General features: G+C 67.8%; 14 protein-coding genes. 4 read left to right on the top strand and 10 right to left on the bottom strand.

Annotated elements, in window-relative coordinates:
• Positions 1–283 precede the first annotated feature (283 nt).
• The 5 genes from HZY97_RS01245 to HZY97_RS01265 form a co-directional block, all read right to left on the bottom strand.
• Positions 284–1,351, bottom strand: a complete 1,068-nt coding sequence (locus HZY97_RS01245; RefSeq protein ID WP_180139706.1) for a glycosyltransferase — start codon at positions 1,349–1,351, stop codon at positions 284–286.
• Complete coding sequence (locus tag HZY97_RS01250) at positions 1,348–3,810, bottom strand: aminotransferase class I/II-fold pyridoxal phosphate-dependent enzyme (protein WP_180139709.1); 2,463 nt, start codon at positions 3,808–3,810, stop codon at positions 1,348–1,350. Before HZY97_RS01250 ends, HZY97_RS01245 begins: the two co-directional genes overlap by 4 nt.
• 51 nt (positions 3,811–3,861) lie before the next feature.
• Positions 3,862–4,317 carry a YaiI/YqxD family protein gene (locus HZY97_RS01255; RefSeq protein ID WP_180139713.1) on the bottom strand — a complete coding sequence of 152 codons (456 nt, stop codon included), beginning with the start codon at positions 4,315–4,317 and terminating at the stop codon, positions 3,862–3,864.
• Positions 4,314–6,059 (bottom strand): DEAD/DEAH box helicase, encoded by a 1,746-nt coding sequence (locus HZY97_RS01260; RefSeq protein WP_180139716.1) that lies wholly within the window; start codon positions 6,057–6,059, stop codon positions 4,314–4,316. Before HZY97_RS01260 ends, HZY97_RS01255 begins: the two co-directional genes overlap by 4 nt.
• Before the next feature lie 303 nt (positions 6,060–6,362).
• Positions 6,363–7,208: an SDR family oxidoreductase gene (locus HZY97_RS01265; RefSeq protein ID WP_180139719.1), complete on the bottom strand. Its 846-nt coding sequence runs from the start codon at positions 7,206–7,208 to the stop codon at positions 6,363–6,365.
• 78 nt (positions 7,209–7,286) lie between these two features.
• Here HZY97_RS01265 and HZY97_RS01270 point away from each other — a divergent pair, with 78 nt between their 5' ends.
• Positions 7,287–7,679: a helix-turn-helix domain-containing protein gene (locus HZY97_RS01270; protein ID WP_180139722.1), complete on the top strand. Its 393-nt coding sequence runs from the start codon at positions 7,287–7,289 to the stop codon at positions 7,677–7,679.
• A gap of 182 nt (positions 7,680–7,861) precedes the next feature.
• On the opposite strand, the gene HZY97_RS01275 is transcribed toward HZY97_RS01270, so the two are convergent.
• The 3 genes from HZY97_RS01275 to HZY97_RS01285 form a co-directional block, all read right to left on the bottom strand.
• Positions 7,862–9,241 carry a class I SAM-dependent methyltransferase gene (locus tag HZY97_RS01275; protein WP_180139725.1) on the bottom strand — a complete coding sequence of 460 codons (1,380 nt, stop codon included), beginning with the start codon at positions 9,239–9,241 and terminating at the stop codon, positions 7,862–7,864.
• 117 nt (positions 9,242–9,358) lie between these two features.
• Positions 9,359–10,744 (bottom strand): methyl-accepting chemotaxis protein, encoded by a 1,386-nt coding sequence (locus HZY97_RS01280; protein ID WP_180139728.1) that lies wholly within the window; start codon positions 10,742–10,744, stop codon positions 9,359–9,361.
• Between the two features lie 242 nt (positions 10,745–10,986).
• On the bottom strand, positions 10,987–12,150 hold the full coding sequence (locus tag HZY97_RS01285) for an NAD(P)/FAD-dependent oxidoreductase (RefSeq protein ID WP_180139731.1): 1,164 nt from the start codon (positions 12,148–12,150) through the stop codon (positions 10,987–10,989).
• 76 nt (positions 12,151–12,226) lie between these two features.
• Here HZY97_RS01285 and HZY97_RS01290 point away from each other — a divergent pair, with 76 nt between their 5' ends.
• Positions 12,227–12,640, top strand: coding sequence for a hypothetical protein (locus HZY97_RS01290; RefSeq protein WP_180139734.1), 414 nt, complete (start codon positions 12,227–12,229; stop codon positions 12,638–12,640).
• Between the two features lie 3 nt (positions 12,641–12,643).
• On the opposite strand, the gene HZY97_RS01295 is transcribed toward HZY97_RS01290, so the two are convergent.
• Both HZY97_RS01295 and HZY97_RS01300 read right to left on the bottom strand, forming a co-directional pair.
• Complete coding sequence (locus HZY97_RS01295; protein ID WP_180139737.1) at positions 12,644–12,823, bottom strand: hypothetical protein; 180 nt, start codon at positions 12,821–12,823, stop codon at positions 12,644–12,646.
• A gap of 87 nt (positions 12,824–12,910) precedes the next feature.
• Positions 12,911–13,168 (bottom strand): SWIB/MDM2 domain-containing protein, encoded by a 258-nt coding sequence (locus tag HZY97_RS01300; RefSeq protein WP_116840470.1) that lies wholly within the window; start codon positions 13,166–13,168, stop codon positions 12,911–12,913.
• A 283-nt stretch (positions 13,169–13,451) separates the two neighbouring features.
• Between HZY97_RS01300 and HZY97_RS01305 the strand changes: the two genes are divergently transcribed.
• Both HZY97_RS01305 and leuA read left to right on the top strand, forming a co-directional pair.
• Positions 13,452–13,679 carry a hypothetical protein gene (locus tag HZY97_RS01305; RefSeq protein ID WP_180139739.1) on the top strand — a complete coding sequence of 76 codons (228 nt, stop codon included), beginning with the start codon at positions 13,452–13,454 and terminating at the stop codon, positions 13,677–13,679.
• Between the two features lie 164 nt (positions 13,680–13,843).
• Positions 13,844–15,502, top strand: coding sequence for a 2-isopropylmalate synthase (leuA, locus tag HZY97_RS01310; RefSeq protein WP_180139742.1), 1,659 nt, complete (start codon positions 13,844–13,846; stop codon positions 15,500–15,502).
• The last annotated feature ends 4 nt before the right edge of the window (positions 15,503–15,506 follow it).

Below are 15,506 nucleotides of genomic sequence, written 5' to 3' on the forward strand. Positions count from 1 at the left end.
GCATCCGGCCTGCTTCGTCTTGCAATGTAGGATTTCGCCCGCTCACCTGGAACGGCGGCGCCTTTGGCCCGCCGCTCTTTGACCCTGTGATTCCCTACGCTTGAGCGGCGATTTTGTTGCCGGCGTCGTGACTTTTGTGTCCTTCTGGCGGGCGGATTTGTGTAAGTATATTGCTATATCAATAGCTTACCTGGGGGGCGAGGTGTGGCGCAAAAGTCCAACAGCCCAGCCCGCGCAAAACGCGCCTTGGCGCGTACTTCGTGTACTTTGGAGTCCGAAGCGCCTAGATCGCCACCCCAAGCCCGCGCCCGATCGCCCGCACCCGGCCGATCAGCGGCGAGATCAGACGGTCCGGGTCGTTGGCGGGCAGATGGACGCTGTCGGGCAGGACGCCCATCGCCTGGCGCATCGTCACCGCGCCCTGGCGCAGCGCCGGGCGCGCGACCAGCCACCACAGCCGGGCATGCTCGCCATCGACCTCGATCCGCTCTTGTGGGGTGAGGGGTGTGCGGGCGACATGGTCGGCGTGGAGCGCGCCGAGGATGCGCGAAAGGCAGCCGAGCGTCGGCAGGTCGGGCACCGGATCGCGGGCCATGAAATAGCGGACGACCAGTTCGGCGTTCGCCTGGGCCTCGCCGTCGCCGAATACCGGCAGATAGCGCTCGGCAAGCACCCGCGCGGCGCTGGCCGCCATCATCTCGGCGAACTTCTTCGAAGCGCCGCCGGGATGACAGCGATAGAGGAGCTGCGCCTCGTCGAGCCGGGCAATCTGCCCGAAGCGGCTGAGGCGGTGATAGAGGTCGAAGTCCTCGGCATAGCGCACCTGCGGGCGCTCGAACGGGTCGAGCAACCGCGCGGCCTCGGCGCGGAACATGACGGTGGACCAGACCAGCGGGTTCTGAGTGAGCAGCAGCCAGTCGATCACCGCCGGGGTGAGCGCATGGTCGCCCGGCCAAGGCGTGACGCGGCCGTCCTCGAGCAGCTCCGCCGCGGTGGCGACCAGCACAATGCCGGGGTTCGCGTCGAGATAAGCGACCTGCGCGGCGAAGCGGCCGGGCTTGCAGAGGTCGTCCTGGTCGAGCCCGGCGATGTAGCGCCCGCGCGCCGCGGCGAAGCCGGTGTTGCGGGCGACGACCGGGCCGCCATTCTCGGCCGCGTGGATCACGGTGATCCGCGGGTCTGTGAGAGTGGCGAGCACGTCGCGGGTATTGTCGGTCGAGCAATCGTCGACGATCACCAGCTCCCAGTCGGCAAAGTCCTGGGCAAGGACGCTGTCGATCGTCGCGCCGATCCATGCCGCGCCGTTGTACGCCGGCATGATGACGCTGACGGTGGGAGCGGGGCCGGTCATGCGGCGAGGCTCACGGCCTGGCCTAGCAGCTGGTCGACGATGAGCTGGCCGACATCGTTCTGCCACTGCCACAGGCCATTGGCCTTGCCCTTGAAGCTCTTCTCGCCGCCTAGCCGCCCTTCGGGGACGAAGCCCGCGGCGAGGCCGATGCCATAGGCGCCGGGGAGGGGATGCCCCTCCGCATCGGTGACGCGGCAGAGTTGGTCGGCCAGCCGCGGGCGGCCCGGCGCGTGCGCGGCGAGCGCGATGCGCTGGCCGGCGGCGTCGAGCAGGGTCAGCGCGTGCGGCCGATAGCCCAGAGCCGCGACGACGACATCAGCCTCGGCGAGGATCTTCGTTGTCTCGGGGTTCGGCCCGCCAAGCTGGTGGAGGCGCACCCGCGGATCGGGTGTGCGGCCGCCGATCCGCAGCATCCGCAGCACCAGCTCGCGCGCTTCGAGGCGGAAGCCGGCGAGACGATAGACGAAGCCCGAAAGCGGGCAGATGTCATCGGGGCCGAAATCGATGAAGCCGTCGGCATGGGCGGCTTCGGCATTGGGATACCAGGGCCGCAGCGCCTCGCGGTGGAGCAGGCTCAGGCTCTCGGCACCGAACGGGATGTCGGACTTGAGGAGGAGGACGGCGGAGGCGATTGCGGAGGTGGAGGCGCCGATGATCGCGATGCGCGGGGCGCGCTTGTCGGCGATGCGCTCGCGCAGCCGCTCCATGCCGCCGGCGCGCAGCATGTCGTCGCACAGCATCAGCCGCTCGCCGACCTGGTTACGCAGCGGCGTGCCGGCGACGGGTGCAGCGGCAACGCTGGTCGGCGACTGGTAGCCGCCGGTGGCGATGACAATGTTCTGCGAAAGCAGTTCGCGCTCGGTGCCGGTGGCAACATCGCGGATCCGGGTCTGCCAGAGCCCCGCGGCGGTGCGACGACTGTCGAGCACTTCATGGCCGGTCAGCACGCTGCCGCCCGCCTCGGTCACGACCGCGCCGACGCGCTGGCCCATTGCCTCGAGGAATGGGCCAGTGCGGCTGAGGGGTACGCCGAGCTTGCCGATATACTGAGCGACCTCGCGGGACGCCGGGTGGTCCATCAGCGCCGCGATGCTTGGCTCGGGATTGTCCTTCACCGCGCTGAGAAAGGTCTCGGCGGTGCTGTCCGAGGTGATGGCATAGCCCGGCAGCTCGCCCGCACCGAGGCTTGGGCGCCGCTCGATCACCGCAAGCCCGGCGGCGAGTTCGCGCAGCTTGCCCTTCTTGCTTGCCGAGATGAGGAAGGCGACGCCGGCGGGGCCGCCGCCGATCAGGACGGTCGACAGTATGTCGGACTTGGCCGCTGGCACGGCGGCGCGCGGCTTGCGTAGCGCGGCCCGGAGGGCTTCGCAGATGGTGGCGACGTCGCTTTCGCGCATGGCATCGGTGACGGGTAGCGACAGCATCCGTGCGGCGAGGTCGTCGGCCACCGGCGTTGTGCTAACAACGCACTCGCGCTGGAAATAGGGCTGCTGGGCCAGATGCGGCGCGAAATAATGGCCGCTGCCGATGCCCTGCGCAGCAAGCTCTGCCATTACCGCGGCGCGGTCGGTGCCGGCTGGCAACAGCATCGGCATGAACTGGGCGACCTGGCGGGTGGCGGCCGCCGCCTGGAAGGTGACGTCGCCCTCCAGTCCTGAACGATAGGCACGGTCGAGTTCGGCGCGGTGCTTGGCTACGGCGTCGATCTCGTCGAGCTTGGCGAGGGCGAGCAGGCCGAGCACTTCGGGCAGTTTGGCGTTGGTGCCGGGCATCGTCGCCGAGCGCGGGGCGCCGAAGCCGAAATTGTGCATGGTCCGCAGCGCTTCCACCTGCGCTTCGTCGGCGCTGTAGATCAGGCCTCCCTCGGCGGTGGCGAAGGTCTTGGTGGCGTGCAGCGAGAAGACGCTGGCGAAGCCGGCGCCGGTACCGAAGCCATGGCCGGCGGCGTCGAGGCTGCCGAGTGACGCGGCGGCGTCGACCACCACGCCGACGCCGTGCTGCTCGGACAGCCGGGCATAGCGGGCCAGGTCGATGCAAGTGCCGAACGTGTCATAGGGGACAAGCACCGCGATTTCGCCAGCGTGGCGGGCCAGGGCAGCTTCCTCTGCCTCGGCGCTGGCGGCCCAGTTGGCGGGGTCGCTGTCGATAAGGATCGGGGTCAGGCCCCCCCAGATCGCGGCATGGGCGGTGGCGGCGAAAGTGAAGCTGGGGATGAGGGCGTATTTGCCCTTGCGGCCCTCTGCCGCCTGGCGGATCGCCAGGATCAGGCCGATGGTGGCGTTGTTGACCGCCAGCGCCGCGCCCTGGCCGCCGAACAGTTCGGCGACGACCCGCGTCTCGAATTCGCGGACCAACGGGCCGCCATTGCTGTACACGCCGCGGGCCTCGAGGGCCTGCAGTGCTTCGGTCATCTCGCTCAGCCGCGGTGGTTGCGGCGCGATCAGCGGTAGTTTGTGCATGTCCCCGGCAAGGTCCCACTCAATAGCGGGAAGAGGTTAGCCCAGGGTCTCCTAAGATTGCGTAAGTCGCTTCAAGGCCACCAATTCGCGATCCAATGCCTGGAGAAAGGCCGAGCGGTCCGTCGCCGAGAATGGCTTGGGGCCGCCGATCTGGTCGCCGCCGGCGCGCAGGTCGGCCATGATTGCCCGGGTCGCAATCGCCGCGCCGATCGAGCTGGTGGTGAAGGGCTTGCCGGTGGGCGACAGCACCCTGGCACCAGCCTTGAGCGCACGGTCGGCGAGCAGGATGTCGGCGGTGATCACCACACTGTCCGCACCGGCCTGCTCTGCGATCCAGTCATCGGCGGCGTCGAAGCTGTCGCTGACCACCTGGCGGCTGACCAGCGGGTGCTGGGGCACGCGCAGCCAGGAGTTGCTGACAATCACCACGGGCACCTCATGGCGCCACGCGACCTTGTAGATCTCGTCCTTCACCGGGCAGGCGTCGGCGTCGACGAGGACCCTCACCGGTGCGAGGGACCCCGTGCCGGCGGCGCCTTGCGGTACGGCTTGGCCTGGTGGCGCGGCGCACCCGGGCCGCCGGGACCACGCGGGCCGGCCGGACGGTTGGGACCATTGCGCTGCTGCGGCGGGCGACCACCACCACCCTCGACCGGGCCGTCGGACGGCTCGAAGCGGACGTCCTCATCGCTCTCGGCGGTACGCGCCACGGCGGCCATGAACTTGTTGGCCATGTTGCGCGGGATCTGGAACGCGGTCTCGTTCGGACCGATGCGGATCGCGCCGACTTCGTTCTTGGTGATATTGCCGCGGCGGCAGATCAGCGGGAGCACCCAGCGCGGATCGGCATTCTGGCGACGACCGATATCCATGCGGAACCAGACGACATCGTCAAAGCCCTCGCGGTGCGCGCCGGCCTGGCGATCCTCGCGCCGGTCGCTGCGCTCCATCATCTCCTCGGGAGCGGGGAGCGCGGCGCGGTGGGCGCGGACGAGCGCGGCGGCAATCTCGGCGGGCGTGCGTTCGGCGAGCAGGCGCTCGGCGATTGCCGTATCCTCCTCATCCACTTCCACCGGAGCGAGCAGCGCGGCGAGCAGGCGCTCGCGGTCCTGCGCACGGATCGCCTCGGGCGACGGCACGTCGATCCACTCGGCGTTGATGCGGGCGCCGCGCAGCATCGATTCCACCCGGCGACGGCGCGGGAAGGGGACGATGAGGACGGCGGTGCCCTTCTTGCCCGCACGGCCGGTGCGGCCCGAACGGTGCTGGAGCGCCTCGGCGTCACGCGGCAGCTCGACATGGACGACGAGGCTGAGCGACGGAAGATCGATGCCGCGGGCGGCGACGTCGGTGGCGACGCAGACGCGCGCACGGCGGTCACGCAGCGCCTGGAGCGCGTTGTTGCGCTCGGACTGGCTATGCTCGCCCGACAGCGCCACGGCGGAGAAGCCGCGCTCGATCAGCGTGGCGTGGAGGTGGCGGACATTGTCGCGGGTCGCGCAGAACAGGATCGCCGTCTCGGCTTCATGGAAGCGCAGCAGGTTGATCACCGCATGCTCGATGTCCGACGGGCTGACTGCCACGGCCTGATAGCTGATGTCGCCATGCCCGCGATCCTCGCCCACCGTCGAGATGCGCAGCGCATCCTTCTGGTAGCGCTTGGCGAGCGCGACGATCGGCTTGGGCATCGTTGCCGAGAAGAGCAGGGTGCGGCGCGTCTGGGGCGTACCGTTGAGGATCTCCTCGAGATCGTCACGGAAGCCCATGTCGAGCATCTCGTCGGCCTCGTCGAGGACGATGGCACGCAGCGAGGACAGGTCGAGCGCGCCGCGCTCGAGATGGTCGCGCAGACGCCCCGGCGTGCCGACGACGATATGCGCACCGAGGTTGAGCTGGCGACGCTCCTTCGAGGCATCCATGCCGCCGACGCAGGTGGCGATGCGCGCACCGGTGGGGCCATAGAGCCAGATCAGCTCGCGGCTGACCTGCAGCGCGAGTTCACGCGTCGGGGCGATGATCAGCGCATGCGGCTCGCGGGTCGGTACGATCTTGCCGTCCTCGCCGAGCAGCTCGGGATGCATGGCGAGGCCGAAGGCGACGGTCTTGCCCGAGCCGGTCTGTGCGGAGACGACGAGGTCGCGGCCGGCAGCTTCGGGTTCGATGACTGCGGCCTGGACGGCCGTGGGCGCGGCATAGCCACGCGATGCGAGCGCTTCGGCGAGAAGCGCAGGGAGTTCAGCAAATGACATGAGGCCGTGCACATGGGCTTGCAAGGGCCGTATCGCAAGGGAAAAGAGGGTTGATTGCCCTTGACGTGACTTTGTGTCGTTCAACCGATTGGTTGAGCAACTAAATGGCGGATTTACGCGGGTTTTCGATGCGGGTCGCAAAAGCCTGACAGCGAAAACGTTGATTCCGTTGACTCGTCTTCGTGTGAGAAGCCGCGGGAAAGCGGTGCTGGAGTCGGCCTGGCGCTGCATCTGGCAGGATAAACCAGACGAAATCCTACATTGCCAGTTCTATCTCCCCTCCCTTGCAGGAGGGGAAGTAGGTCAGCCGATCAGCGCCTTCACGCCATCGGCAAGGCTCGTGGTCGGATGCCCGATCAGCTTCGAGAGCTGGCCATTGTCGTCGAACAGCGCGCCGTTCGAGGTGTCGACGTCCCAGCCGGCGAGCATGTCGGCGACCGGTGCGGGGAGGCCGGTGCCGGCCAGTGCGGCGGCGTAATTGGTGGCGGAGAGGTTGTTGTAAGGGATGTCGCGGCCGGTCTGGCGCGAGAGTTCGGCGGCGAGATCGGTGAGCGTGAAGGCAGTGTCGCCGGCGAGTTCATAGGTCTTGCCGTCGTGGCCTGGGCCGGTGAGCACGGCGACGGCGGCATCGGCATAGTCGGCGCGGGCGGCGGCGGCGATGCGGCCGTCTCCGGCGGCGCCGATCAGCGCGCCATGGGCGAGGGCGGCCGCCACGCCGGACGCATAATTCTCGACATACCAGCCGTTGCGCAGGATGGTGTGGGGAATGCCCGAGGCGAGAATCGCGCGCTCGGTCTCGCTATGCTCGATGCCAAGGCTGAGCGGCGTCGTGTCGGCGCGCAGCAGGCTGGTATAGACGATGCGGCCGACGCCCGCCTGCTTCGCCGCGGCGATAACGGCGGCGTGCTGCGGCCCGCGCTTGCCGACTTCGCTGCCCGAGATCAGCAGCAGCGTGTCGACGCCGGCGAGCGCGGGGGCGAGCGTCTCGGGCCGGTCATAGTCGAAAGTGCGGGCGGTTACGCCCAGGTTGGCGGCCTTTTCGGGGCTGCGGACGAGCGCGACGATCTGGTCGGCGGGCAGCTTGTCCTTGAGCTTTTGCGTGATGAGGCGGCCGAGCTGGCCGGTGGCTCCGGTGATGGCGGTGGTCATTGGGTCCGTTCCTTATGGTGTCGGACCTCCAGATATTGGCCTTGCTTACTATTCGTAAGTACATACATTTGGGTAAGTATGGAAAATTCTTCTGAGCCTTTCTCGGCCCGGGTGCGGCGCGGCGACCTGATGGAGCCGGGCTGCCCGTCGCGCGAGGTGCTGAAGCACGTCACCAGCCAATGGGGCGTGCTGATCCTGATCGTGCTGGAAAGCGGCACGCATCGCTTCAGCGAATTGCGCCGCAAGGTGGACGGCGTGAGCGAGCGGATGCTGGCGCAGACGCTGCAATGGCTGGAGGGCGACGGACTGGTCGACCGCGTGGCCTATCCGGTGGTGCCGCCGCATGTGGAATATAGCCTGACTCCAATGGGGCGCGAGGCGGCGGCGCATGTCCGGGTGCTGGCCGACTGGATCGAGGCGAGCATGCCGGGGATCCAGCAGGCGCAGGCGGCGCGGCTGGCGGCGGAGTAGGGTCTGTCGCGCCTTCCTTTCTGGCTCCCCTCCCTGCAAGGGAGGGGTCGGGGGTGGGTTGCGAGCGCAGCGAGCCCGGCCAGGTGGTGGCGGAAAAAGAAAAGGCCGGGCATCGAGCCCGGCTTTCTCTAACCCACCCCTAACCCCTCCCTTGCAGGGAGGGGAATTGAAAGCGGGGACGTTCAGACCACGCCCAGCGCTCGCCAATGCGCCGCTGGGGTGCCGTCGCTAAGCGCCTGCAACGCCGCCTCGCTCGCCGGGATCGCCGAACCCAGCGCCGGTGCGGCCACGTAGCGATAGGGCGCGCCCGCAGCCGCCTCTTGGGCGATCACCGCGTTGATCCGGTGCGCAGCGGCGGGGTCGCCGGGCGCGGCGGCTTCGAGCGCCAGTGTGCCGGTGTGGAGCAGCAGCAGGAGCAATTGGCGGACATTGGCCATGCCCTGTTCGCGCAGGCCCGGCAGCGCCGCGATCTGCTCGATCGAGTGCGGGCCGGCGGCCAGCGCATCGAGGATGCCGGCAAAGGCGGGATATTGCAGTGCGATCTCGCCGAACGCGGCATCGACCTTCACCGTGGCGCCGCGCGCGGGCGGGGATAAAAGGCACAGGCGGAGCCGGCCGAGCGGCTGGGGCGCGGGCGCGTCGTCGCCGCGACGAAACAGGTCGCGGCGAAAGCTCTGGTTGATCGTGAAGTCCTGCACGTCCTGGCGCAGCCGCGCGTCGGCCTGCGCAGCGATCGTGTCGCGCAGCGGCGCGGGCAGGATGCCGGGGAGCATCGTCTCGGCCAGCGTCGCGGTGCCGGCATAAGCGAGGCCGGCGGCGGCGAGCTCCTTCGCGACTTCGCTGTGCCAGAAGGGCTGCCAATGCGCGTGGAGATATTCCTGCACGAGATAGCCGGTGCTGCGCGTCTTCACCGCATCGAGCCGCGCCTTGAGGCCGGGCAGGATCTGGAAGGTCGCGGCGCCGCCGGCGCGCAGCCGATCGAACAGCGCGATCGATTGCTCGAACACTGCACCGCCGGTCTTGCCGCTGGTTTCCTTGATCAGGTGCGAGAGATGCTGGAACGGCATGGTGGCGAGCCAGCCGGGCTGGGTGTTGTAGCTGACATAGACCAGGCTGCCGGCGCGGGTGGCGTGGCCGACGCACGCGACCACCGCGGCGCGGACCTTGGGCGGCACCCAGCTGTAGATGCCGTGCAGCGTCACATAGTCGAAGCTGCCGAAATCGCCCGGCCATGCGGCGGCGAGATCGAGGAAATCGGCCTGGACGAAGCGGATATTGGTGAGGCCGGCCGCCTTGGCGAGGCTTTCGGCATGGGCGATCTGTTCGGGGATGAAGTCGATGCCGATGAAGTCGCCGCGCGGATTGGCGGCGGCGAGCAGGCAGAGGCCGAAGCCCTGGCCGCAGCCCAGCTCAAGATAGCGGAAAGGGGCATCGGGTTCGGCGCGCGGCGAGGGCTGGTCAGCGGCGCGGGCGGCGAGATCGAGCCAGTCGGGCGCCATCTCGCGGTAGAAGCCATGGGTATAGGCGACCGAAGTGTCGTAGCCGTGCGTGGCGTCGTGCATGCAATGCCCTTGCGGTAGGTCGCACAGGGCTAGGCCGGTTTCGCTACGGAACGATGTCAGGCGAATGGGGTCAGGCGAATTGGGGGCGCCGCGTGGCGACGCCCCTTCCGGGTGAGATCAGAAGCTTGCCCATTCCTCGCTGGACGCCGGTGCCCGGGCTGCGCGCTGGGGAGCAGCAAGCGGCTTGACCGGGGAGACATAGCCACGCGGTTTTTGCGGGCGGCTGGGCAGATGGCTGCGGGCCGTGCCGCCGACTTCGAACTTGGCGGCCTGCTCGCCAAGTGCGGCGACTTCGCCGGCCAGGTTGCGTGCGGCGGCGGAGGTTTCCTCGACCATCGCGGCATTCTGCTGGGTCGACTGGTCCATCGTGCCGATCGCGGCGCTGATCTGGGTGATTGCGGTCGCCTGGGCCTGGTTGTCGCCGGCCATCTGGCCGAGCAGCGCATGGACTTCGCCGACATCGCCCGAGATGTTGGCGAGCGCGCCGTCGACCTTCTGGACCATCTCGACCGCAGTGACGATGTCGGTCTGGGTGGCGGTAAGCTGGTCGCGCGCGCGGCCGGCTTCTTCCTCGGCGCGCATCGCGAGCGCGCTGACCAGGTCGGCGACGACCGCGAAACCACGGCCCGCTTCACCCGCGCGGCCGGCTTCGACCGCGGCGTTCATTGCGAGGACGCGCGTCTGGAAGGCGATCTTGTCGAGACCCTCGATGACGCTGTCGATACCCTTGGCGCTGTCGGCGACGCGCGTCATTGCCTGCACCGCCTCGTCGGCGATCTCGCGGCCGCCTTCGACCGTGGCGATCGCGCCATCGGCGCGGGCGACAGTACGCCCGGCGGCTTCGGCGGTAGCCTTGAGGCGGCTGTCCATCTGCGCGACGGCGGCGCTGGTTTCTTCAAGGCTTGCGGCGTTGGCTTCGGTGCGGCGGGCGAGGTCCTCCGAGGCCTGGGCGATCTCGCCCGAGCCGGTCTGGATCGACGCGGTGCTTTCGGTGACCGAGCCGATCAGCGTGCGCAGCGAGGCGAGCGCGGCGTTGAAATTGGTCTTGAGCGCGCCATAGCCGGCGGGGAAACCGTCGCCGATATCGGCAGTGAGGTCGCCGCGGGTCATCCGCTCGAGGCTGGTGCCGAGAAGCGTGACTGCGACCGACTGTTCCTCGGCCTGGCGCTGCTGCTCGACGGCGTTGTCGCGGAAGGTGAGCATCGCCTTGGTCATGCGGCCGACGCAATCGGCATAGTCGGTGAACTGGATCGGGCTGGTCAGGTCGCCGGCGGCAAGCGCCTCCATGCGGACCACGGTGGTGACATAGGGATCGGCGATCGCGGTGCGGTAGCGCACGCACTGGATCGCGGCGCCGCCGATCAGCAGCGCGACGAGCGGCAGGGCGATCATCAGCGGCGCGACGAAGGCGACGAGCGCGACGAGCGCCATCACGCCGATCAGCGAGCTGAACGCGACGTAGAGCTTGAGACGGATAGGGGCGGTTGCCTGGAACCAATGCATCGGAAGTCCTCGTCAGAGGGCTCCCACGAGGTGCGACCCGGGAAGCCTGTTAGTTGCGCAGCTGTGCAGAAGCGCAGCCGGCACCTCCTTTGTAGAAGACACGAGTCCGAAACATTCCCATTTCGGTGTAATTCAATACGTATTTTTACGATGACAATTTTGTGGCGGCCGTGCGCATGGCGTGCTGACGCTACGGAATGCGTTGTTTCGTAAAAGCAGGCGCTTGGCGGCGCTTGCTGAGGCTAGAGCGCCAATCCGGCCGCGCGGCCGCTCGCCCAGGCCCATTGGAAATTATAGCCGCCAAGCCAGCCGGTGACGTCTACCGCCTCACCGATCGCATAGAGGCCGGGGAGCTTGCGCGCCTCCATCGTCTGCGAGCTGAGCTCCGCGGTGCTGATCCCGCCGATGGTGACTTCGGCCTTGGCATAGCCTTCGGTGCCGCTGGGGGTGAAGCGCCAGTCGGCGAGGCGGCGGGCGGCGTCGTCGAGCTTGCGGTCGGCGGTGTTGGAGAGCTCGGTGGGGAGATCGAGCTTCTCGGCGAGCGCGTCGGCAAGGCGGGCGGGGAGCGCTTCGCCGAGCAGCTTGCGCAGCGTGACACGGGGGCGCGCCCGCTTGGCGGCGAGCAGCCAGCCGGGTTCGGCTTGCGGCAGGAAATCGATGCCGATGCTCTCACCGTGCCGCCAATAGGAGGAGACCTGGAGGATGGCGGGGCCGGACAGGCCGCGGTGCGTGAAGAGCGCAGCCTCGCGGAAGCTGGCCTTGCCGGCGCGGGCGGTGACGTCGGTCGACACGCCCGAGAGCTCGCGGAACAGGGCTTCCTCGCCGCTCAGCGTGAAGGGCACAAGGGCAGGGCGGGGCTCGACGATCTTGAGGCCGAAGCGGCGGGCGAGGTCATAGGCGAAGCCGGTCGCGCCCATTTTGGGGATCGAGGGGCCGCCGGTGGCGATCACCAGCGCCGGCGCCTCGGCGATGCGCGTGCCGCAGGTGACCTTGTAGCGGGCGTCGGCATGCTCGACCTGCGGGCTGTGACCGAGCCAGATCTCGACGCCGCCTTGCGCGCATTCCTCGAGCAGCATGTCGACGATCTGGCGGGCCGAGCCGTCGCAGAAGAGCTGGCCGAGCGTCTTCTCGTGCCAGGCGATGCCGTAGCGCTCGACCAGGTCGAGGAAATCCTGCGCGGTGTAGCGGCCGAGCGCGGACTTCATGAAATGCGGGTTCTGCGACAGGTAGCGGTCGGGTGCGGTGCCGATATTGGTGAAGTTGCAGCGCCCGCCGCCCGAGATCAGGATCTTCTTGCCCGGTGCATCGGCATGATCGACGAGCAGCACGCGCTTGCCGCGCTGGCCGGCGGTGAGCGCACACATCAGCCCCGCGGCGCCGGCTCCCAGGATGATCGCGTCATACATTGCAGGCGGCCTAGCAGTTGTTCAGGCTGCGGCAAGCGCGGCCGAGGGACGTTGCGGATCCGAAAGGAGATTGGGGATGCATCTTCTGCTTGGCGCGGCGCTGCTGGCGGCGCCTTTCGTACAGGACGATCCGATCTGCGCGGATCTGCAGCGCCTGTCCGCTGCCACGGCGGATGCGCAGGCCTATGCCAGCCTTTACCGCTCGGATTTCGCGCCGCGGCTGTTGCGCGGCTGTTTTCGCAGCGAGGGCTATTTCTGCAGCCAGACGATGCTGCCGTCCGAGATCACCCATGAGACGATGGCCGGGCGGATCGCGGCGTGCCTGCCGGGCGCGACGGTCGCGCCGGGCAAGCCTTGGCCGGGCCTGGGGCATACCGTGGTGACGGGAGGCGGGCTGGTGGTCGATCTCGAGGAGAGCGGCAGCGAACGCGCGCATGTCGGGCGCATCCTGCGGATCCAGATCAAGCCTGCGGCGAAGCCCCAGCCCTAAAGGCTAGTGCAGCTTGGCGATGTTGAGCCCGTCGAGCTTGGCGCGGTCCTTCACCGATTCTTCGCTGCGGGTCAGCGCCTTGGCGATCGCGCGCAGCGGCATGCCCTTCTTGGCCAGCGTGTGGAGTTTCTGGAGCTCATCGGCGCGCCAGGGCTGGCGGTGGCGTTCGAACTTTTCGGCCATCGGGATCTCCTAAAGCAAAAGGGCGGGCCCCGATCGGGAACCCGCCCTTCGCGTTTTCAGCGACAGGGCCTTGCGGCCCCGACCGGCTTACTTGACGTGCTTCGCGATGTGCTTGTTCATCTCGAACATCGTCACCTTGTCGGCGCCGAAGATCGGCTTGAGCGTCGCGTCAGCCAGAATCTCGCGCTTGTTCGCCGGGTTCTGGAGATTGTTCTTCTTGATGTAGTCCCACATCTTCGAAACGATCTCGCTGCGCGGCAGCGGGTCCGAACCGGTGATCTTGGCCAGCTCGGGCGAAGGGGTCACCGGCTTGGCGATACCGCCGCGTGCTTTGGTCTCGGCCATAAAGTCTTCTCCTGTTCCTGCCCTGGACGGGCTATTCCGTCGTGGGCGCCAGCGGCTTGTGCGAACCCTCAGCCGCCTGTCGCGCCTACGATGTACCGTGGTGAGGGCGTTACTCCTCACCTGACAACCCTTTGATCGTGCCAAATCGCGTCTGTCTAGAGAGCAGATGCGCCGAGATGAGCCATGAGAGCGACATTTTGGGGATAAGTGGGGTTAAACCGCCGGTAGGAGAGCGGAAAAGGGCATGCTAAGAGGCATTTTCACGGCGAAAGGGGAGAGCGGGATGCGCGTTCTGGTGCTCGGCGGATTGCTGATTCTGGGCGGCTGCGGTGGCGGATCGACCACCGGGACCAACTATTCCGACCCGCCGCCCATGGCCGAGATCGTCGCCACGCCCAGCCCGAAGGCGACCGAACCGACCCCCGAGCCGACGCCGACGCCCGATCATGTCGAGACGACGGTGATCGCGCCGCCCAATAGCGCAGCTTCGGCAGGCGACAACGCGAACTGAGGTGGACAAGCGCGCGGGGGGCCGTCTAAGGGGTGCCCAACATGACGAACCGCGCGCTTCTTGGTCTGCGACTTATCCGCCCTTAGGGGCCGGACGCGCACGCGCACGCCCCTAAGGGCACATCACAAGTTGCAAACCAAGTCTCCAGCCGAGAGAGAGCTGTCATGTTGCGCGATCCCAGTTCCAAATACCGTCCCTTTCCCCAGGTGAACCTGCCCGGCCGCCAATGGCCGAGCCGCACGATCACCAAGGCGCCCCGCTGGCTGTCGACCGACATGCGCGACGGCAACCAGGCGCTGATCGATCCGATGGACGCCGAGAAGAAGACCCGCTTCTTCGAACTGCTCTGCAAGGTGGGCGTGAAGGAGATCGAAGTCGGCTTCCCCAGCGCCGGCGCCACCGAGTTCGATTTCATCTCGGGCCTCGTCCGGAACGACAAGATCCCCGACGACGTGATCGTCCAGGTGCTGACCCAGTCGCGCCAGGATCTGATCGAGACGAGCTTCCAGTCGCTCAAGGGCGCGAAGAAGGCGATCGTCCACCTCTATAATGCCGTGTCGCCCGCCTGGCGCCGCATCGTGTTCGGGATGAGCCGCGAGGAGATCAAGCAGATCGCCATCGCCGGCGCCAAGGTGCTGCGCGACGAGGCGGCCAAGCAGCCCGACACCGACTGGCATTTCGAATATAGCCCCGAGACCTTCTCGACCGCCGAACTCGATTTCTCGGTCGAGGTCTGCGAGGCGGTGATGGACATATTGCGCCCGACCACCGAGCGCCCGCTGATCCTCAACCTGCCGGCGACGGTCGAGGCGGCGACGCCCAATATCTATGCCGACCAGATCGAGTGGTTCTGCCGCAACATCCGCAGCCGCGACACGGTCGTCATCAGCCTGCATACGCATAACGACCGCGGCACCGGCGTTGCCGCCTCCGAACTGGGGCTGCTGGCTGGCGCGGACCGCGTCGAGGGCTGCCTGTTCGGCAATGGCGAGCGTACCGGCAATGTCGATCTCGTCACGCTGGCGCTCAACATGTACACGCAAGGCGTTGATCCGGGGCTGGATTTCTCGAATATCGACGAAGTGATCCAGACGGTCGAGTACTGCAACGCGCTGCCCGTCCATCCGCGCCATCCCTATGCCGGCGACCTGGTGTTCACGGCCTTTTCGGGCAGCCACCAGGACGCGATCAAGAAGGGCTTCGCGGCGCAGGAAGCGCGCAACGACGAGTTCTGGGACGTGCCGTACCTGCCGATCGATCCCAAGGATCTCGGCCGCGATTACGAGGCAGTGATCCGGGTGAACTCGCAGTCGGGCAAGGGCGGCGTCGCCTGGGTGCTCGAGCAGGACCGCGGGCTCAAGCTGCCCAAAAGGATGCAGGCGGATTTCTCGCGGCACGTCCAGCAGCTCGCCGACGAGACCAGCCGCGAACTCAACGCCGCGGATATCGGCGGGCTGTTCGACAGCACCTATCTGCCCGGCGATGACGCGCGGATTGCGCTGGTCGATTATGAAGAGAGCGGCTCGGCCGGCAATCGCGTGTTCGTCGGCCGCATCGCGGTGGACGGGACCGAGCGTTCGATCTCGGGGCGCGGCAACGGCCTTATCTCGGGCGTGATCGACGCGCTTGCGGGAACGACCGGGCCGAGCCTCGACGTGGTCGACTATAGCGAACATGCGATCGGCCACGGCGCCGATGCGCAGGCCGCCGCCTATGTCGAGTGCCGCACCGCCGATGGGCGCACGGTATTCGGCGTGGGCATCGACGCCGACATCGCGACCGCTTCGGTGCGCGCGGTGCTCAGCGCTGCGAACCGGGCCTGATCGG

The organism is Sphingomonas sp. R-74633 (assembly GCF_013416555.1).
GTDB lineage: Bacteria > Pseudomonadota > Alphaproteobacteria > Sphingomonadales > Sphingomonadaceae > Sphingomonas.